This is a genomic window from Mammaliicoccus sp. I-M35, assembly GCF_022386455.1.
Taxonomy (GTDB): domain Bacteria; phylum Bacillota; class Bacilli; order Staphylococcales; family Staphylococcaceae; genus Mammaliicoccus; species Mammaliicoccus sciuri_A.
The window spans coordinates 178,265-198,683 of record NZ_JAJNIL010000001.1 but is presented as its reverse complement, the minus strand read 5'-3'; the positions used below and the strand labels follow the sequence as shown (position 1 = coordinate 198,683).

The following is a 20,419-nucleotide window of genomic DNA, read 5'->3' as shown; positions in this document are numbered from 1 at the left end:
AGAAAGGATTATGAAAGAGAGGAAGTAGGTTTATGACGAAACCCATTATAGCAATTGTAGGTAAACCAAATGTAGGGAAATCTACAATTTTTAATAGAATTATAGGCGAGAGGGTATCTATCGTTGAAGATACACCTGGTATAACAAGAGATAGAATATATTCAAGTGGAGAATGGTTAACACATGACTTCAACTTAATAGATACAGGCGGAATAGATTTAGGTGATGAACCTTTCCAACAACAAATTAGAGCACAAGCAGAAGTTGCAATCGATGAAGCGGATGTTATCATCTTTATGGTTAATGGCCGTGAAGGTGTAACACAAGCTGATGAAATGGTCGCTAAAATATTATACAAATCAAATAAACCTGTCGTATTAGCAGTCAATAAAATTGATAATCCAGAAATGCGTAGTGAAATTTATGACTTTTATTCATTAGGATTTGGTGAACCATTCCCAATTTCAGGTTCACACGGTCTAGGTTTAGGTGACTTATTAGATGAAGCGGCTAAACATTTTCCTGAAGATGACGAACCAGATTATGATGATGAAACAATTAGACTTTCACTTATCGGTCGACCAAACGTAGGAAAATCAAGTTTAATCAACGCTATTCTTGGAGAAGAACGTGTTATTGTTTCACCAATTGCTGGTACAACAAGAGATGCGATTGATACAATATACACATATGATGATCAAGAATATGTATTAATTGATACTGCAGGTATGAGAAAGAAAGGTAAAGTATACGAAAGTACTGAAAAATATTCAGTATTACGTGCTTTAAAAGCTATCGAACGTTCTAATGTCGTACTTGTTGTGATTGATGCTGAAGAAGGCATTATTGAACAAGACAAAAAAGTTGCTGGATATGCGCATGAAGCTGGTAAAGCAATTGTTATTGTTGTTAATAAATGGGATACAGTTGAAAAAGATTCGAAAACAATGAAAAAGTTTGAAGAAAAAGTTAGAGATAACTTCCAATTCTTAGACTATGCACCAATTGCGTTCGTATCAGCTTTAGAAAAATCACGCTTAAAAACATTATTCCCATTAATTACAATGGCAGATGAAAACCACCGTAAACGTGTAAAAAGTTCTACACTTAATGAAGTTATTACAGATGCAGTAGCGATGAATCCAACGCCTACTGATAATGGTAGAAGGTTAAATATTTTCTATGCAACACAAGTAGCGATTCAACCACCAACATTTGTAATATTTGTTAACGATGTTGAATTAATGCATTTCTCATACAAACGTTTCTTAGAAAATCGTATAAGAGATGCATTCGGGTATGAAGGTACACCAGTTCATTTAATCTCAAGAAAAAGAAACTAATATTAAAGGATTGATAACTATGACAAATATAACTGTGTTTGGTACAGGTAGTTGGGGAACTGCTTTAGCAAATGTATTAGCAGACAACCAACATAATGTATTAATGTGGGGTAAGACTGAAACAACAATTAACGAAATCAACAAAGAACATAAGAATACAAAGTATTTAAATGAAAATATTTTAAATAAAAATATTAAAGCAACAACTGATTTAAAGGATGCTGTCCATCATGCATCTATCTTTATTATTGCTGTTCCTACAAAAGCCATTCGCGAAGTATGTGAAAATATTAATGAAATCGCTTATGGTAAAAAAGTATTCATCCATGTGTCTAAAGGTATCGAACCTGGCACTTTTAAACGTATTTCTGAAATGATTGATGAATCAATCGACAGCAAAATAAATGGCGGTATTGCTGTATTATCAGGACCAAGTCATGCAGAAGAAGTTGCGATAAAACATCCAACTACAGTTTCAGTATCATCAGAAAACGAAGAAGTTGCTCGTTTAGCTCAAGATTTATTTATGACGGATTACTTCCGTGTATATACGAACAATGATCTTGTCGGTATTGAAATAGGTGGCGCGTTAAAAAATATCATTGCACTTGCTGCAGGCATTACTGACGGAATTGGATATGGTGACAACGCTAAAGCAGCACTTATGACGAGAGGTTTAGCTGAAATTACACGTTTAGGTGTTAAAATGGGCGCTGACCCTATGACATTCTTAGGACTTGGTGGTATCGGTGATTTAATCGTTACTTGTACATCTGTACATTCACGAAACTGGAAATGCGGAAATATGCTTGGTAAAGGGGCTACATTAGACGAAGCATTAGAAGAAATGAATATGGTCGTCGAAGGTGTAAGAACAACAGAAGCTGCTTACAACTTAGCAAAAGAATATGATGTTGAAATGCCAATAACATCAGGTTTGTATAAAGTGTTATTCGAAGATTATCCAGTTTCTGAAGGTGTTAAAGATCTTATGGAACGTGACAAAAAGTCAGAGAATATTTAAGCAAGAGGGGTATTTAAATGTTTGATATATCAAGAATGGATTTAATGTGGGTGTCATTTTATTCTATTGGTTTTATGATTTTGGCAATTATACTCGTATATTTATCAAGATTTAAATTAAAAAATAAAATCATCAGTAGTATAACAATGTTTTTAGCAGTCATTTCTCTTATTATTGCTGGTATATTTATGATTGTTGTATTAGGTGGATCGAGCCATGCATAATTACAAAAAAATATCGATCTTATTAATATTGAGTACTTTAATTTTGTCAGCATGCGCTTTTCCTAATAAAGAGAAAGCAGAAAACCAAGTGCCAGCGAAAGACCAATTAAGTATGGTTCAAACAGCAGTAGATGAATATAAAAAGGCAAGTGGTGGATTATTACCTATCAAAGATAGAGATGATAGTTATTCATTATACTTAAAACACCCAGTTGACTTTAATAAATTAAAGCCGAAGTTCTTATCACAATTACCAGGTAATTCATTTGAGAACGGCGGTATTTATCAATATGTAATCATGGATGTCGACAAAGACCCTAAAGTGCATTTAATCGATTTAAGGACATCAGAAGTTTTAAAAGATATACGAATTCGAATAGATGCATCAGGTAAACCATTGCAATTAGGTAAAAAAGTTGCACCTAATGTATATGAACTTGAATACAAAAAGTATGGTTTCAAGAAACAGCCGACTGTTCCAAGTCCATATAGTAATGAAAGATTACCTGTCTATATGAATGGCGGAAATGATTTTGTTATTGATTATAGATTAGATTTAGCAAAAGCAATTAAAAAAGAAAAATCACTTCCTAAACCAGGTGAAGATATTCGATATTTATTATACAAAGATTCACCGATATTACCGGCATATTCGCCTGAATTTACAATAAATAGTAAAAATGAGCCTGTTTTTAAATCAAAAGTGAAAAAATATTAATAAAAATATAGAAATTATGCATTTATAGCTTGTAAATCGTTGCAGTGGCACTGGTTGTTGTGTTAAAGTCTTATCATAATGGTATTTATACATATCATTAGATAACCTTTTGGGAGGTGAAATTGAAATGAACAAAACAGAATTAATCAACTCAGTAAGTGAAAAAGCTAATTTAACTAAAAAAGAAGCTGGTCTTGCTGTAGATGCAGTGTTCGAATCAATTCAAAAATCTTTATCTGACGGTGAAAAAGTACAATTAATTGGTTTCGGTAACTTTGAAGTACGCGAAAGAGCTGCTCGTAAAGGACGTAACCCACAAACTGGTAAAGAAATTGATATCCCTGCAAGCAAAGTTCCAGCTTTTAAAGCAGGTAAAGCATTAAAAGATGCAGTTAAATAATTGATTGTATCAAAGCCCTTTTTAAGGGCTTTTTTTATTTGTCTTATTTCTTTATATGAAATGAATATATGCATTTTCAATTCATTTAACTTAGTGTTAAGATATATAGGTGATATTGTTGAGGTGATAAGATGGATAAAATTGAAAAAATTTATAAAAAAGATATTTCTAATTTGTTAAAAGGTGTAGAGAATAGTAATGTACCTGTAGTTAATCCAATCATAGCTGACGTATTAGATGAAATGAACATCGATACTAATGCTAAGTTAGCTACATTATCTATTGATGCCTCAATGCGCTTTTTAAATAGAATAGGTGAGCCAAATGTTTCTAATCAAGATATCTTAATAGGAGATCTTGTTAGTGCATATTTTTATAAATGTGCTACATTAAATAAAGACCTCGTATTTTTAGATATTATGACTCAAGCAATTAGTAAACAAAATGAATTAAAACAAACGTTGGCTCATGATAAAATAAATCAAGATACAGCTATTATAAAAGAAATAGAATCAATCTTTATTACAACAGTGATTGATTACTACAAAATTAATATGGATAAAGAAACTTTGAAAGATCAAATTTATGCATATTATTATTAATGAATAACTACATTTTTAAACTTAAAGGAATGAATAACTAGTGGATAATAAATCGAAATCAGAACACGTACATGAAGTTTTCCAAAATATATCAGGTAAATATGATACATTAAATAATATCATTAGCTTCGAGCAACATAAAAGATGGCGTAAATATACAATGAAACAAATGAATGTTAAACCAGGTTCTAAAGCTTTAGATGTTTGCTGTGGAACTGCAGATTGGACAATTCAATTAAGTCACGCTGTGGGACCATATGGTGAAGTAGTTGGTATCGACTTTAGTGAGAATATGCTAGAAGTCGGTAAGAAAAAGACAGATAACATGGCCAATATTCATTTAATTCATGGGGATGCTATGAACTTACCATTCGAAGATAATGAATTTGATTATGTAACAATCGGATTCGGCTTACGAAACGTACCCGATTATAAACATGTCTTAAGCGAACTTAAAAGAGTCGTTAAACCAGGCGGTATGGTTGTATGTTTAGAAACAAGTCAACCGACAATGCCAGTATTCAAACAATTATATAGATTCTATTTCAAAAATATCATGCCACTATTCGGTAAAATTTTTGCGAAATCTTTAAAAGAATACAACTGGTTACAAGAATCTGCCGGAAACTTCCCTGGCAAAAAAGAATTAGCAGAAATGTTTGCTGATGTTGGTTACGAAAGAATTAAAGTGAAAAGCTTCACTGGCGGCGTTTCAGCAATGCATTTAGCTTACAAACCTAAATAACAAGGTGATTACATGTATGACAAAACTAAAATTCATATAAATAAAGAAGTAAAAGAAATAGAAAAACAATTGAATAGTTATATAAATAGTGATCAAAACACTATCAACGAAGCTTGCCAATATTTATTAACTTCTGGTGGTAAACGTATACGACCATTATTCACTTTAATTGCAAGTCAATTTGGCGAGCATTATTCAAGAGATGTAATCACTGTAGCAACTACATTAGAACTTATACATATGGCCAGTTTAGTTCATGATGATGTCATTGATAAAAGTGACAAAAGAAGAGGTAAGCCAACTATAGCAAAGAAGTGGGATGTGCAAACTGCAGTTATTACGGGTAACTATTTATTATCACAATCTTTAAATGCAGTAAGCCAAATAGAACATCCTAAGCTTCATGAACAATTAGCAAATGGAATAATCGAAGTATGTCGTGGTGAACTATTCCAATTTGAAGATCAATTCGTTTCAAATCAATCGATAACAAATTATCTACGCAGAATTAAACGTAAGACCGCATTGCTTATTTCATTATCTACAGAATTAGGTGCGTACGCTTCACGTGCAGATGATGAAACTGTGAAGAAGTTAACTAAAATTGGATATTACATTGGTATGAGTTATCAAATAGTAGATGACATCTTAGATTTTACAAGTACTGAAAAGAAACTCGGTAAACCAGTTGGATCTGATTTAAGAAATGGACATTTAACTTTACCAGTCTTATTAAGAATGAAAAATTCTAAAGATTTTAAAGCAAGCATTAATGAACTACAACCAGATAGTCCTTCAGAGGTCTTTGACGGATTAGTTCAAGAAATTATCAAATCACCAGAATTACAAAAATCTAAAGAAGTGAGTAACCATTATTTACAAAAAGCAGAAAATTTAATTGATACATTAAATAATGAATCAGGGAAAAAAATGCTATTGGAAATAATTGTGAAAATAAGAGATAGAAACCATTAGAAAGCGCTTGCAAGTATGCGTAGTCAATGATAAACTTATCTTGGATTTACATAAAACAAAGGTAGGGATTACGCAATGGAAAGAACTTTTTTAATGATTAAACCTGATGCAGTACAAAGAAACTTAATCGGTGAAGTCGTTTCACGATTAGAAAGAAAAGGCTTAAAATTAGTTGCAGCTAAATTATTCCAAGCTAGTGAAGAATTAGCTAAAGAACATTATGCTGAACACGTTGAGAAACCTTTCTTCAACGATTTAGTAAGCTTTATTACATCAGGACCAGTATTTGCAATGGTAGTAGAAGGTAAGAATGTAGTAGAAGTAACAAGAACACTTGTTGGTGAAACAAACCCTACTAAAGCAGCGCCAGGTACGATAAGAGGGGATTATGGTATCGACTTAGGCAGAAACATTATTCATGGATCAGATTCAAACGAATCAGCAGAACGTGAAATTGGTCTCTGGTTTAATCAATCAGAACTAAATGATTATAAATTAAACAATGAAAATTGGGTTTACGAAAAATAAATACAATAGTGGAGTAGTTCAACAAGAAATTGTTGAACTACTTTTTTTGTTAAGAGGCGGAAGTGGGGTGACGCCGTGAGTGTTTACGGGTATTCTCGGGGCATTGAGTGAAATTCGCGGGCGTTGTGAACACTTCTGGCTAAACTTGTTCATAACGAGGGCGTTAGTTACAAAACTTGGCCGAAGTGTTACTATAGACCTCCTTAATTACAAAACTCAGCCGAAGTGTTACTATGGATATCCTTAGTTACAAAACTCGGCCGAAGTGTTACTATGGACCACCTTAATTACAAAACTACTGAGAATTGTAATTACTGGTCTCCTTATTTGCACTTCTCACCAAATCTGCTAATAACGGCATCAGTATTTGCACTTCTCACCAAACTTGCTAATAACGCACCCAGTATTTGCACTTCTCACCAAACTTGCTAATAACAACCCCAGTATTTGCACTTCTTGCCAAACTTGCTAATAACGAACCCAGTATTACCAACAAACTTATAACAACACCAGTATTTCCACCTCACAACCGACATGCTCTGAACAACATATAATTCACACTTATTTAAAATCAAAAAAATCTAAAACTTTGTTAAACTATTCGTCTGTTTTTGTTAATTTAACGCGCTAAATATGATATGATTAATTTTATATTTAATTAACAGTAGGGAGAGATAATATGCGTTACTTAACATCTGGTGAATCACATGGACCACAACTAACTGTCATTATAGAAGGTGTACCAGCAAACTTGAAAATTGACGTAAACGAGATTAATGAAGAAATGTTTAAACGTCAAGGTGGATATGGACGCGGTCGTCGTATGCAAATTGAAAAAGATTCTGTAGAAATCGTTTCAGGTGTGAGACATGGTTATACATTAGGTAGCCCTATTACACTCATCGTTAAGAATGATGATTTTAAACATTGGAGAAAAATTATGGGCGCTGACCCATTAACTGAAGAAGAATTAGAAAATATGAAAAGAGTTATCACTAAACCGAGACCTGGCCATGCCGATCTTGTTGGTGGTATGAAATATAATCATAGAGATTTAAGAAATGTACTTGAACGTTCTTCTGCACGTGAAACAGCTGCAAGAGTTGCTGTTGGTGCAGTTTCTAAAATTTTATTAAAATCTTTAGATATTGAAATTTATTCAAGAGTTATTGAAATCGGTGGCGTTAAAGACGATTATGAATACACACTTGAAGAAGTCAAACAAAATATTGACCATAATGATGTACGTTGTATTAATGATGACGTAGCTGAAAAAATGAGAAATCGTATTGATGAAGCTAAAAAAGATGGTGATTCAATCGGTGGTATCGTAGAAGTAGTCGTTGAAAATATGCCTGCTGGAATTGGAAGTTATGTTCATTATGACCGTAAACTTGATGGTCGTTTAGCACAAGCAGTCGTAAGTATTAACGCATTTAAAGGTGTTAGTTTCGGTGAAGGCTTTAAAGCTGCTGAAAAGCCAGGTAGTGAAATACAAGACGAGATTGCTTACGATAGCGAAATCGGCTACCATCGTTTATCAAATCACTTAGGTGGACTTGAAGGCGGTATGTCAAATGGCATGCCAATCGTCATCAATGGTGTTATGAAACCAATACCAACATTATATAAACCATTAAACTCTGTAGATATCGATTCTAAAGATAGCTTTAAGGCGACAATTGAAAGATCAGATAGTTGTGCTGTTCCTGCTGCAAGTGTTGTTTGTGAAAATGTTATCGCATTTGAAGTTGCAAAAGCTTTAACTGAAGAATACCAATCTAATCATATTGACCAATTACAAGAAGCTATTAAGAATCATCGTAATTGGAACTTAAACTTCTAGGTGATGAAATGATTTTTGAAACAACATATACTAACAACAACTATCCGATAATATTAAAGCAGAACGCACTAGCTGAACTTAATCAATATCTTAAAGCAGATGAACAAAATATTGTATTAATTGACCAAGATGTTTATAGATTTCATAAAGACTATATTAAGTCGCATCTTAAAGGCCAAGATATTAAATTTTTAACAGTTATGAGTGGTGAAGCTTGTAAGCAAATGTCATATTTTGAATCGCTCAGCGAAAAGCTATTATCAATGAATATCACAAGACAATCTCAACTCATCGCTATCGGTGGCGGCGCAACTGGAGACTTTGTTGGTTTTCTAGCTGCAACTTTGTTACGTGGTATTGATTTTATACAAGTTCCTACAACACTTTTGGCACACGATTCAGCAATCGGTGGAAAAGTGGGCATTAATGCATCGGTCGGTAAAAATTTAATCGGTGCATTTCATAGACCACGCGCTGTTATATATGATATAAATTTCCTAGAAACATTGCCACATATTGAAATACGTAGTGGTTATGGCGAAATATTTAAACATGCCATATTAAATAGTGAAGCTGATACGCTTCATTTAATGGATGTTTATCCTTCTATAAAAGAATTAGCGCAATTGAAAAATATAGAAGATTATTTAAAAATGGGCATTGAAACTAAATTAAAAATTGTGATTGAAGATGAATTTGAAGGTGGCGTACGTAAACATTTAAATTTAGGACACACTTTTGGACACGGTCTAGAATACTTAACAAAAATTGCTCATGGTGAAGCTGTGATGGTCGGTATTCTTTTCCAGAAAGTGATAAATAAAAATAGAAATATGTACGATAACACATCAAGTGTGCATCTGTTCATTAATTATTTAAAAGAATTAGGCTACCCATTAAACGTCTTAAATCATGCTGATATTGAACAAATTTTTGAATATATGAAAAAAGACAAAAAGAATATTGGACAAACGATTCAAATGGTTTTACAAAATGGTGAAGCTTCATTTACAATTGAATCCGTTTCTAAAGAAGAAGTATTAGATGCATTTAAAGAACTTAAATCTCTAATAAATGAATAGAAGGAGTCCTTTAACATGGAAGATGTATATAAAGTAATTGACGATATTCACATGAAGAATATCGAACATTTAGATGAGAAAGTAAACAGAGTTCTACAATCTGACGACCACGACGCATTATTTATGTTAGGTGAAACATTGTATAAATACGGTATTGTCGATCAAGGCGTTAAAATATTCGAAGAACTTTATTTACTTTATCCTGATGAAAATGAATTGCTTGTTTATTATATAGAAGGGCTAATTGACCAAAACGACTTAGATAAAGCGCATGAAGTATTGTATAACAGCCCACATTCTACAGAGAAATTGATGCTTGAGGCTGATTTATACCAACAACAAGGCTTATTTGAAGTAGGTATAGAGAAATTACTTGAAGCAAAAGAAATGGAACCAGATGATATTGTGATTACATTCGCTTTAGCTGAAATGTACTATTACGATGGTCAATATTTAAAAGCGATTTCTAACTATGAAACAATCACGCAAACTGGTGAAGATATTATTAATGGTATTTCGATTTATGCACGAATGGCAGACGCAAGTTTACAAAGTGGTGCATACGAAGAAGCAATCAAATATTATGAAAATGTATCTGAAATGGATATGACAGCTGAAGATTATTTCAAACAAGCAATTAGTTACCAAAAAAATGACTTAACAAGAGAAGCAATTAAGCAACTTGAAAAGTTATTACAAAAAGACCCAGACTTTATGCAAGCTTACCATTACTTATTGCAAATTTATGAATCAGAAAAAGATTATGAAAAAGCAATTGAAATTGGTAAAGAAGGGCTTCGCTTAAACGCATATTATAAAGAACTTATGACAGATACTGCTAGACTGATGTTAACAACAAATGATGAGCATGGTGCAATTCTGTTACAAGATGCTTTAACAGTTGACCCTTCATATACAGAAGCTGCCATTATACTTGCTGATTATTATCGCGAAAAAGATAATATAACAGGTCTTATTAATTTATTAACGTATGTTGATCATGAAGATATAGACCCTGTAGTAGCTTGGCACGTTGCATATGCATTCGGTGAAGAAGAAAGAGATAAAGAAGCTCAACACTTCTATGAATTAGCATATCCAGATTTAACACAAAATATTGATTTCTTAAATGACTATTACCATTACTTAATTGAAATCGGTCATGTCGATAACGCTAAAAATATATTAGAATCTGTTCGCAAACTTGATCCTGAAAATCCATATTGGGACCAAGAATACGAAAGATTATTATAAGTAGGGTTAATTATGAATCATACATGGTTAAACTATGAAAAACAGCGATTTATTGAATATATTCTATATCAATACGATTTTAAAATTGCTGAAAGTGTATGGATATTAAATTTATTAAAAAGTAGCCCTAAATATTTATCTAACATTTCATTCGTCAATGAATTTTCAGATGAACGCATACTGTCCATTAGTACCGAGCAATCTAAACAACTGCCTTTACTTTATTGTAAAGATCGATTCTGTATAGAAGATGGTCGACAAATCTTCCACGATATACGTCTAGATAATACACATTTAAATGTACTTTTATATTTGAACAAAAATGATGATCGACTGAATAAGTTGCTGTTGTTACAAATGCTTGTTGATTATTATGGAGATGACAAAGATATTCGTGCTTTAAATAATAACAATACACACGGTCTAGGACATTGGCGTAAACTCATCACTAATGAAATAGATAAATCTTTAGATAATAATGATCAAGACATGTTTATAGAAATGTCTAAAATATTACAATTCATTAATGAGTTGGAGGAACATCGATAATGTTATTTAATCATGTTGACTTAAAAGAATTAAAAAACAACTTAGAATATATCGATACAGCCATCATTCCTGTATCAAATATTGATATGAATCATCAATTATTAACATCATGCGACCAAAATGAAACAGTTCAACTTGTTGGCATGTTAGCAGAAAAACAATTTAAAGGTAGATTACTACTTACACCAACATTTTTTACAAGTGGTAATCAATACGATCACGTCATATCTTTTATACAAAGTTTAAAAGAGTATGGCTTGAACAATATAATTATTTTAAGCAGTGATCAAGTAGAACTTAGTGTCGATCACGAATTGTATAAAGTAAACACGATTCCAATGGGCGACTTAGACGATGATATGAAACGCACACTCATCGAAGACGAAGTCAAACAATTTATGAAGTTTATCATTAGAACATGGAATAAATAGTAGGTAGATGCACTTTATCTTATAGTGTATTATCCCTATAGAGTAAGTATTTAAAAACTAAAACTCTATAGGGATATTTTTATGTATAAAGCTAGACTACCTGTCGAACTTAATCAAGGTATCTACAATAACTTTAAATAAATTTATTCAGAAGTAGGGGCTTAATAAATCATTTCACATCACGATACTTTAAAAAATTGAGTGATAAAGTATACTGTAAGAAAGGAAAATAAATCTTGTTTTCCATATCTGGAGGTAGACACTATGAATACTAGAAAAACATCTTTTGAAAAAAGAGTAGAAATAGCTAAATATTGTATTGAAAATAATAGAGACTTTAATAAGACAGCTGAAAAGTACCAAGTTAGCTATTCACAAGTCTATAATTGGGTGAAAAAGTATGAAGAACATGGTGATATTGGTTTAGTAGATGGTAGAGGTAAAGGAAAACCAGTTGAAGCATTAACTATTGAAGAAGAACTCAAATTAAAAATAAAAGCACTTGAACAAAAAAATAAAATTCTTCAAATGGAGAATGAGGTATTAAAAAAGCAGGAAGAAATAGAGAGGCAGTTGATGAATCGAAAGTCCGACAAATAGTAGCATATCAGACAATTGAATCATTAATAGATAAATATCCGACGAATCAAATGTGTACCATTCTTGAAATATCAAGGGCAAGTTATTATAAATGGAAAAACAGAGAAGAATCAGAATCCGAGAGATTCAATAATGAATTAAAAGATTTGATATTCAAAATTTATCATGAACACGATGGGAAATATGGATCTAGAAGAATGCATAAGTATTTGAGGGAACATACTAAATTCCAGGTTAATCATAAACGTGTCTATAGAATAATGAAAAAATATGGATTAATTGCCTCAAACAATTTATGAAGTTTATCATTAGAACATGGAATAAATAGTAGGTAGATGAATATTATCTCAGAGTCTTCGTGCGATACGCCCTGATTTTGTACCTTAGCGCACGATATCTCGGAGTCTTCGTGCGATACACCTTGATTTTGTACCTTAGCGCACGATATCTCGGAGTCTTCGTGCGATACGCCCTGATTTTGTACCTTAGCGCACGATATCTCAAAGTCTTCGTGCGTTACACCCTGATTTTATACCTTAGCGCACGATATCTCAAAGTCTTCGTGCGATAATAACCAACTTCTAGATAACTTCACATCATAACAACCGCAGCCAATCTTATTGGGTTAAGATTTGTTGCGGTTTTTTTATTTCCAAAATACAATTGTCCTTTCTATGTGGAAAATAGGGTTATTTTCACAGTTTTTTATCAATATTTTCGCCTTTATAATAAAGCCTTTTCATTTTTTTTAAAATTCCTAGATAAAAGGTTAATAAATAAACATTTAAATTGTGACAAAGCGTTGACCGTCTTGAAATAATAGGCTAAAATTAAGTTGTCCTAGTTATAAAAGAACGATTAATAGAGGGGGGAATCTAAATGAGCCAACGTGTCACACGACGCCAATTTTTAAACTATTCATTGATGGGTGTTGGGTCATTTATGGCTGCTGGTATGATTTTACCTATGGGTAGATTTGCGCTTGATCCTGTATTCAAAGCTGATGCACAAGGCGATATGATTGCTACAGGCGTAAAGGAGTCAGAACTTGGTAAAGAGCCTATTAAAGTGGACTTTAAATTCGAGCAAGAAGATGCTTGGTACACAAGTGAAGTTACAGAATTTGCTTGGGTGTACAAAGATGGAAATGAAATCGTAGCATTATCACCGGTCTGTAAACATTTAGGATGTACAGTACAGTGGAATGGCGATAAATCAAATCCTAATCAATTCTATTGTCCATGTCATAACGGTCGTTATGAAAAGAACGGTAAGAATATTCCAGGTACGCCGCCATTAGCACCACTTGATCAATACGAAGTAAAAGTTAAAGGTGGCATTATTCAAATCGGTAAAAAGCACGAGAACGAATTAGCTAAATAAGGAGGGATTAACAATGATAGATAAAATCTATGATTGGGTCGATGACAGACTTGATATTACACCAATTTGGCGAGATATTGCTGATCATGAGGTGCCAGAGCATGTTAACCCTGCTTATCACTTTTCAGCTTTCGTTTATTGTTTTGGTGGTCTAACGTTTTTCATTACAGTAATACAAGTTTTATCAGGTATGTTTTTAACGATGTACTATGTTCCAGATATCGTTAATGCATGGAAATCAGTTTACTATCTACAACACGATGTAGCTGCTGGTGTTATCGTACGTGGTATGCACCATTGGGGAGCAAGTTTAGTAGTAGTAATGATGTTTTTACATACACTTCGTGTATTCTTTACAGGATCTTATAAACAACCTAGAGAATTAAACTGGGTTGTCGGTGTATTAATATTCTTCGTAATGCTTGGATTAAGTTTTACTGGTTATTTATTACCATGGGATATGAAAGCACTATTCGCAACAAAAGTAGGTTTACAAATTGCAGAATCTGTTCCTATCATTGGGCCGTGGGTTAAGACATTACTAGCAGGGGATGCAGAGATAGTTGGTGCACAAACTCTAACTCGTTTCTTTGCGATACATGTATTCTTCCTACCAGCTGCACTATTCGCGTTATTAGCAGCACACTTTATAATGATCAGAAAACAAGGTATTTCAGGTCCACTATAAAATTAACGTGAATAAATGAAAAAGGAGGTCATGCGACATGCATCGCGGTAAAGGGATGAAGTTTGTTGGTGATTCAAGAATAAAGTCATACGACAAACCGAAATTAAATCGAGATTATTCAGAATTTCCAGGTCGTACAGAAAGTTTCTGGCCTGACTTTCTACTAAAAGAATGGATGACTGGTGCGGTATTCTTAATCGCGTACTTATGTTTAACAGTCGCTCATCCATCGCCACTTGAACGTGTGGCAGATCCATCTGATACTGGTTATACACCATTACCAGACTGGTATTTCTTATTCTTATATCAAATACTTAAATATTCATTCGCATCTGGTCCTTATAACACATTCGGAGCAATTATCTTACCAGGTATCGCATTCGGTGCTTTATTATTAGCGCCTTGGTTAGATAGAGGCCCTGAACGTAAATGGACAAAGAGACCATTTGCTTCTGGATTTATGTTAATCGCAATTGCAATTTTATTCTATACAACATGGGAATCAAGTTATTACCATGATTGGAAGCAACAAGCTAAACAAGGTGAAATCGTCTTCTCTAACTTAGACAAATCAGACCCTGTTTATACAGACATCATCAAGTCAAACTGTACAAGTTGTCACGGTGGTGAGTTAACGGGTGGACAAGGTCCAAACTTAGTTGAATCGAAATTACCTAAAGAGGGCGTTAAAGGATTCGTAGAAAATGGTGCAGGTAAAATGCCTAGCTTCAAAGACACACTTTCTAAAGATGAAATTGACAAAGTTGCTAAATACGTTGCAGATTTACATGAAACAGATGCAAACGGTAAAGAATTGAAAAAATAATTAAATTTGAGCCTGGGGCATATGCGTGCCCTGGGCTCTTTTCAAAGGAGTAATAAAATGGAATTTTGGAGATATGTAATGGGGCAGAAATCTATTCTCATTACGCTATTTATCGCAAATCTTCTCGGCACCATTTATGGATACATATGGTATGGCAGTCAATTACTTGATAGCAAATGGTACTTTTGGCCATTTATACCCGACAGTCCAACAGCAACATTATTCTTAGTGATTGCGATAGCTGCAATCATTTTCAATAAACATTTAGGATTGTTTGAATGTTTAGCATTTATTACATTAATTAAATATGGTGTATGGGCGGTTGTTATGAATATATTTGTAATGATTCATTACGATCAACTTGTTCCAATGGCAATTATGCTGATGACTTCACACGGCATTATGGCTATTCAAGCATTGATGTTCTATCCTTTATTCAATATTAAAAAGTGGCATATTGTTGTAACAATGATTTGGGTATTTCACAATGATGTTATTGATTATGTGTATCATCAATATCCCGTATATAGTATGTTAAGTCAGTATGAGTCACATATAGGATACTTTGCTTTTTGGCTAAGCGTTATCGCTTTTCTGTTATTACTATATTTCCAAAAAAACATCAAATTACGTTCAAAATATTTGACGTAAGAGCCGTCACTCCGTAATATAATAAATAACAGGGATAAAAAGGAGGAAGTTATTTGTTTTCATATATCATATATTTTATTATCATTATGATTGTCCCTATGTACTTCCAATTTAGAGTAAAATCAACATACAATAAATACTCAAGAGTACGTTCAACAAGTGGGAAGACGGGTAAACAAGTTGCAGAAGAAATTTTAGCTGCAAATGGAATTCATGATGTAGAAGTGTTACAAGGTGAAGGATTCTTATCAGATCATTTTGATCCAACTAAGAAACGTGTTGTATTATCACCGGCAAACTATCAACAACCAAGTGTTGCGGGTACAGCAATTGCAGCACATGAAGTAGGACATGCTATTCAACATGCTCAAGGATATGGATTCCTTAAATTTAGATCAGCGCTTTTACCGCTTGCTAATTTAGGAAGTTCGTTATCATACATTATCATTTTAGCTGGTATCGTATTAACAGCAATGAGTAGTACATTCGGTACAACATTATTATGGGTTGGTATCGTATTTATGTCATTCGCTGTATTATTCTCAATCATCACATTACCAGTTGAATTCGATGCAAGTAAACGGGCAATGCGACAAATTGAAAAATTAAATATCGTTAACCAACAAGAATATAGACATGCTAAAAAAGTATTATCTGCAGCTGCTATGACATACGTTGCAGCAACAGCTGTAGCCGTAGCTGAATTAGCAAGATTTATTCTAATGGCACGTAATAATTAATGAAATCATTTTAATACCAATAAAGTCTTTTGACTTTGTTGGTATTTTTTATTTTATAAATATTTATGAGGTTTGTAGATATAAGCTTATTACGTTGTCATTATGCATGATTATCATATATAATTTTATTATGTGAGTTCTTTTATATAAAGATATAAAAGATAGGTGAGGAGGAGTTTCTATGGACATGAAAGAGATGCAACATGAAGTTGATCAATATATTTCTCAGTTTAAAGCAGGTTATTTTTCGCCTTTAGCAAATTTAGCGAGATTAACAGAAGAAGTTGGAGAACTAGCTAGAGAAATTAATCATAGTCATGGTGAAAAGAAAAAGAAACCAACAGAAGAAGACAATACAATTGAAGCTGAATTAGGCGATAATTTATTCGTCTTAATTTGTTTAGCGAATTCTTTAGATATAGATTTAAATAAAAGTTTCCAAGATACAATGAATAAATTCAATGTAAGAGATAAAGATAGATTTGAACGTAAATAAGTCATAATGGAGGATTAATATGAAAATCGGTATAACTTGTTATCCATCAATGGGGGGCTCAGGTATTGTTGCAACTGAGCTTGGTTTGGAAATGGCGAAAAGAGGTCATGAAATTCACTTTATAACTTCTAATATGCCTTTTAGAATGAGAGAGCCTGTTCCAAACGTAACATTTCATCAAGTTGACGTAAATCAATATTCTGTATTCCAATATCCACCATATGATATTACATTAAGTGCTAAAATTGCTGACGTCATTAACGATTACGACTTGGATATATTACATATGCACTATGCAGTACCGCATGCAATTTGTGGTATTTTAGCGCGTCAAATATCCGGAAAAGATGTTAAAATCATGACGACGTTGCATGGAACAGATATTACAGTATTAGGTTATGATACATCATTACAAAGTGCCATTCGATTCGGAATTGAAAAGAGTGACGTTGTAACAAGTGTCAGTGATAGTCTTAAACAAGAAACATATGACATTATAGAACCTGATAAAGAAATCAAAACTATATACAATTTTGTACAGGAAGAAAGTTTCCCACAAATTTATAATACGGATTTAAGAAGCCGATATGGTATAGAAGAAGATGAAAAAGTCATCACGTTTGTATCAAATTTTAGAAAAGTTAAGCGCGTGCCTGATGTCGTCGATACATTCTACAAAATTAATAAACAAATTAAATCTAAATTATTACTCATCGGTGATGGTCCAGAATTACAAGTGGCCAGAGAACAAATTAAACAACTTAATATAGAAGACCAAGTTCTATTTTTAGGTAAACAAGATGAAGTGAATATCTTCTATCAAATGTCTGATTTAACGTTGTTACTAAGTGAAAAAGAAAGCTTTGGACTTGTATTGCTTGAAGCTATGCTTACAGGTGTCGTGCCGATTGGTACAAATGCAGGTGGTATTAAAGAAGTCATTAAAAACGGTAAAACTGGTTATACGGTTGACGTCGGTGATACAGATAAAGCGAGTGAATATGCGGTCAAATTATTAACAGATTCAGAACTTTATCGCAAAATGCAAAACGCTATGATTCAAGATGTACGTGAAAGATTCTCATCTAAGGTGATTGCTGATCAGTACGAATCTTGTTACAACGATATGTTAGGAGAATAATATGCGTGAATATCAAGTATTTGAAGATGCGAAATGGATAATTGAAACACTTGAACGTAATGGGCATCAAGCATATTTTGTCGGTGGTTCAGTAAGAGATTATTTAATGGATAAAGAAATTTCAGACGTTGATATTACAACGAGTGCAGTACCTGATGAAGTTGAACAGTTATTTGTTAAGACTTTACCAATAGGCAAAGAGCACGGCACGATGATTGTAATGGGTGAAAATCAACAGTTTGAAGTCACTACATTTAGAAAAGATGGGGATTATGTTGATCATAGAAGACCTACATCTGTTCAGTTTGTAACGGATTTATATGAAGATGTGGCGAGAAGAGATTTCACAATGAATGCTATCGCTATGGATAAGTCGTATCAACTCCATGATTATTTCAATGGGTTAAACGATATACAATCCAAAATTATAAAAGCTGTCGGAACACCTATTGATCGAATGGAAGAAGATGCATTACGCATTATGAGAGGTGTCAGATTCCAAGCACAGACAGGCTTTGCACTTGATCACGATACAAAAGACGCCATGCATCAAACAGCACATTCTTTAAATGCCATCGCAATTGAAAGAATTGTTGTTGAACTTAAAAAAATGATACAAGGTCAATATATTCATGATACAAAAACGACCGCTCATGAACTAGAAATATTTAAATATATTCCATTTTTCAAAGAAATTAATCAAACTAGTATCTTCATGCCGGAACATGCCCATTTCAATTTATGGGTGGCTGCATTATGTTATTTATACGAATTAGATTTAACAAGCTTGAACAGTTTGAAAATCAGTAATCAAGAAAAGCGTGATATCTCATCATACGTTCAATTATTGATATCACTTTCTGAAAATAATATTTCAAAGCAAGATATGATTCATCTCGTATATACGTATCATCGTGATAAAATGAAAGAAATCATTCACTTTATTTCTGAGCATGATGCACAACTGAATATCTCTATCCATCCTACAATTATGAATGACCGTGTAATTGATGAAATATATGATAAACTACCTATATATGATAAATCAGAATTACAAATTAACGGTCAAATATTGATGTCTACATTTAATAAAAAAGGTGGACCATGGATAAAAGATATTTTAAATAAAGTTGAACAAGCTGTTATTAACCTTAAAGTGGATAACACAGAAAATGATTTAATAGAATGGGTGCGAGAGAATGTCAAAATATAAACGTGAAATTATTAAATATTTATATCAAAATAATGAATATTTGTCAGGACAACATATTGCTGAAACGTTACATTGTTCACGTGTAACAGTTAAAAAAGTCATCGATCAATTGAGAAAAGAAGGCTTTGAAATTGAGTCTATTTCAAATAAGGGGTATAAAATCTCAGAAATCCCTTCAATTTGGCAAGAAGACATTGTGAACATTACACTTCAAGATCAAAAAATATTGAATCACGCAATTGTTCAAACACAAGTAGATTCAACACAATTGTTAGCTAAATCTCGTGTTAATGACATTGATCATGACTTTATTGTTTTGAGTGATGAACAAACAAATGGGAGAGGGCGTTTCCAAAGAGAATGGTCATCTCTTAAAAGTAAAGGGCTTTGGATGTCAGTTGTATTACGCCCAGATATTCCAATTCAAAGAATGTCGACATTTAATTTATTTATAAGTCTTGCCATTCAAGAAGTGATCGAACAGCATTATGGCATTCAAAGTAGAATTAAATGGCCAAATGATATTTATATAGGCGATAAAAAAGTTTGTGGCTTTTTAACAGAAATGATTGCAGATACTGATGGCGTCAATGCGATTATTTGTGGCATTGGAATTAACCTAAACCAAACACAAGAAGATTTCGATCAAGCTGGTCAATCTCGTGCGACAAGTTTAAAAATAGAAAATGAACAATCTATAGAACCTTATCGATTTTTGAAATTATTAATAGAAGCTATTGAACTGAGATATGATCAATTTTTAGAATTACCATTCAGTGACATTAAAGATTTATATAAAAGTAAAAGTATGATTTGGGACAAAAAATTAACTTATACAGAAGGTAAAAAGCAAGTATTTGGTCGAGCAATTGATATACAAGATAATGGGTTCTTAACCGTGATATCTGATGATGGTCAATTACACCAATTTATGAGTGCAGATATCGAAATATAGGAGAG

25 protein-coding genes are annotated in these 20,419 nt (G+C 32.9%); all 25 read left to right on the top strand.

Features of this window, described 5'->3' with window-relative positions:
* Positions 1 to 32: 32 nt before the first annotated feature.
* The 25 genes from der to LQ679_RS00810 all read left to right on the top strand — a co-directional run bounded on the left by der (position 33) and on the right by LQ679_RS00810 (position 20,414).
* The gene (der, locus tag LQ679_RS00925; RefSeq protein ID WP_239761943.1) at positions 33 to 1,343 is read left to right on the top strand and encodes a ribosome biogenesis GTPase Der; all 1,311 of its coding nucleotides are present in this window, start codon (positions 33 to 35) and stop codon (positions 1,341 to 1,343) included.
* Between the two features lie 19 nt (positions 1,344 to 1,362).
* Entirely contained in the window at positions 1,363 to 2,367 is a 1,005-nt protein-coding gene (locus LQ679_RS00920) for an NAD(P)H-dependent glycerol-3-phosphate dehydrogenase (protein WP_126477478.1), read from the top strand.
* 17 nt (positions 2,368 to 2,384) lie between these two features.
* On the top strand, positions 2,385 to 2,591 hold the full coding sequence (locus LQ679_RS00915; protein WP_025907089.1) for a DUF2768 domain-containing protein: 207 nt from the start codon (positions 2,385 to 2,387) through the stop codon (positions 2,589 to 2,591).
* Complete coding sequence (locus tag LQ679_RS00910) at positions 2,584 to 3,309, top strand: hypothetical protein (protein WP_037588161.1); 726 nt, start codon at positions 2,584 to 2,586, stop codon at positions 3,307 to 3,309. The genes LQ679_RS00915 and LQ679_RS00910 overlap by 8 nt, the downstream gene beginning before the upstream one ends.
* 127 nt (positions 3,310 to 3,436) lie before the next feature.
* Positions 3,437 to 3,709: an HU family DNA-binding protein gene (locus LQ679_RS00905; RefSeq protein ID WP_016912122.1), complete on the top strand. Its 273-nt coding sequence runs from the start codon at positions 3,437 to 3,439 to the stop codon at positions 3,707 to 3,709.
* Between the two features lie 131 nt (positions 3,710 to 3,840).
* A complete protein-coding gene (locus LQ679_RS00900; protein ID WP_025907097.1) occupies positions 3,841 to 4,311 on the top strand; it encodes a hypothetical protein in 471 nt (156 codons plus the stop codon).
* Between the two features lie 40 nt (positions 4,312 to 4,351).
* Complete coding sequence (locus LQ679_RS00895) at positions 4,352 to 5,056, top strand: demethylmenaquinone methyltransferase (RefSeq protein ID WP_191835592.1); 705 nt, start codon at positions 4,352 to 4,354, stop codon at positions 5,054 to 5,056.
* A gap of 12 nt (positions 5,057 to 5,068) precedes the next feature.
* Positions 5,069 to 6,031 (top strand): polyprenyl synthetase family protein, encoded by a 963-nt coding sequence (locus tag LQ679_RS00890; protein ID WP_239761942.1) that lies wholly within the window; start codon positions 5,069 to 5,071, stop codon positions 6,029 to 6,031.
* A gap of 75 nt (positions 6,032 to 6,106) precedes the next feature.
* Positions 6,107 to 6,559 carry a nucleoside-diphosphate kinase gene (gene ndk, locus LQ679_RS00885; RefSeq protein ID WP_037588159.1) on the top strand — a complete coding sequence of 151 codons (453 nt, stop codon included), beginning with the start codon at positions 6,107 to 6,109 and terminating at the stop codon, positions 6,557 to 6,559.
* A 679-nt stretch (positions 6,560 to 7,238) separates the two neighbouring features.
* Complete coding sequence (gene aroC, locus LQ679_RS00880) at positions 7,239 to 8,405, top strand: chorismate synthase (RefSeq protein WP_239761941.1); 1,167 nt, start codon at positions 7,239 to 7,241, stop codon at positions 8,403 to 8,405.
* Between the two features lie 8 nt (positions 8,406 to 8,413).
* On the top strand, positions 8,414 to 9,487 hold the full coding sequence (aroB, locus tag LQ679_RS00875; RefSeq protein WP_481817222.1) for a 3-dehydroquinate synthase: 1,074 nt from the start codon (positions 8,414 to 8,416) through the stop codon (positions 9,485 to 9,487).
* 15 nt (positions 9,488 to 9,502) lie between these two features.
* Positions 9,503 to 10,741, top strand: a complete 1,239-nt coding sequence (locus tag LQ679_RS00870) for a tetratricopeptide repeat protein (RefSeq protein WP_037588157.1) — start codon at positions 9,503 to 9,505, stop codon at positions 10,739 to 10,741.
* A gap of 12 nt (positions 10,742 to 10,753) precedes the next feature.
* Positions 10,754 to 11,290 (top strand): YpiB family protein, encoded by a 537-nt coding sequence (locus LQ679_RS00865; RefSeq protein ID WP_204258507.1) that lies wholly within the window; start codon positions 10,754 to 10,756, stop codon positions 11,288 to 11,290.
* Positions 11,290 to 11,721, top strand: coding sequence for a DUF2487 family protein (locus LQ679_RS00860; RefSeq protein ID WP_204258506.1), 432 nt, complete (start codon positions 11,290 to 11,292; stop codon positions 11,719 to 11,721). Before LQ679_RS00865 ends, LQ679_RS00860 begins: the two co-directional genes overlap by 1 nt.
* Before the next feature lie 264 nt (positions 11,722 to 11,985).
* Positions 11,986 to 12,321, top strand: a complete 336-nt coding sequence (locus tag LQ679_RS00855) for a helix-turn-helix domain-containing protein (RefSeq protein WP_204170168.1) — start codon at positions 11,986 to 11,988, stop codon at positions 12,319 to 12,321.
* A 50-nt stretch (positions 12,322 to 12,371) separates the two neighbouring features.
* The gene (locus LQ679_RS14925; RefSeq protein ID WP_191835586.1) at positions 12,372 to 12,620 is read left to right on the top strand and encodes an IS3 family transposase; all 249 of its coding nucleotides are present in this window, start codon (positions 12,372 to 12,374) and stop codon (positions 12,618 to 12,620) included.
* Positions 12,621 to 13,200: 580 nt separating this feature from the next.
* Complete coding sequence (locus LQ679_RS00850; protein ID WP_107577812.1) at positions 13,201 to 13,704, top strand: Rieske (2Fe-2S) protein; 504 nt, start codon at positions 13,201 to 13,203, stop codon at positions 13,702 to 13,704.
* A 13-nt stretch (positions 13,705 to 13,717) separates the two neighbouring features.
* Complete coding sequence (gene qcrB / locus LQ679_RS00845; RefSeq protein WP_016912349.1) at positions 13,718 to 14,392, top strand: menaquinol-cytochrome c reductase cytochrome b subunit; 675 nt, start codon at positions 13,718 to 13,720, stop codon at positions 14,390 to 14,392.
* A 37-nt stretch (positions 14,393 to 14,429) separates the two neighbouring features.
* A complete protein-coding gene (locus LQ679_RS00840; protein WP_037588151.1) occupies positions 14,430 to 15,218 on the top strand; it encodes a menaquinol-cytochrome c reductase cytochrome b/c subunit in 789 nt (262 codons plus the stop codon).
* 57 nt (positions 15,219 to 15,275) lie between these two features.
* Positions 15,276 to 15,869, top strand: a complete 594-nt coding sequence (locus LQ679_RS00835; protein WP_126477470.1) for a DUF1405 domain-containing protein — start codon at positions 15,276 to 15,278, stop codon at positions 15,867 to 15,869.
* A 53-nt stretch (positions 15,870 to 15,922) separates the two neighbouring features.
* On the top strand, positions 15,923 to 16,609 hold the full coding sequence (locus tag LQ679_RS00830) for a zinc metallopeptidase (RefSeq protein WP_037588148.1): 687 nt from the start codon (positions 15,923 to 15,925) through the stop codon (positions 16,607 to 16,609).
* A gap of 181 nt (positions 16,610 to 16,790) precedes the next feature.
* The gene (locus tag LQ679_RS00825; protein WP_025905482.1) at positions 16,791 to 17,105 is read left to right on the top strand and encodes a nucleotide pyrophosphohydrolase; all 315 of its coding nucleotides are present in this window, start codon (positions 16,791 to 16,793) and stop codon (positions 17,103 to 17,105) included.
* A gap of 19 nt (positions 17,106 to 17,124) precedes the next feature.
* The gene (bshA, locus tag LQ679_RS00820; RefSeq protein WP_191835584.1) at positions 17,125 to 18,246 is read left to right on the top strand and encodes an N-acetyl-alpha-D-glucosaminyl L-malate synthase BshA; all 1,122 of its coding nucleotides are present in this window, start codon (positions 17,125 to 17,127) and stop codon (positions 18,244 to 18,246) included.
* A gap of 1 nt (position 18,247) precedes the next feature.
* On the top strand, positions 18,248 to 19,459 hold the full coding sequence (locus LQ679_RS00815) for a CCA tRNA nucleotidyltransferase (RefSeq protein ID WP_191835583.1): 1,212 nt from the start codon (positions 18,248 to 18,250) through the stop codon (positions 19,457 to 19,459).
* Positions 19,446 to 20,414 (top strand): biotin--[acetyl-CoA-carboxylase] ligase, encoded by a 969-nt coding sequence (locus LQ679_RS00810; protein ID WP_191835582.1) that lies wholly within the window; start codon positions 19,446 to 19,448, stop codon positions 20,412 to 20,414. Before LQ679_RS00815 ends, LQ679_RS00810 begins: the two co-directional genes overlap by 14 nt.
* The last annotated feature ends 5 nt before the right edge of the window (positions 20,415 to 20,419 follow it).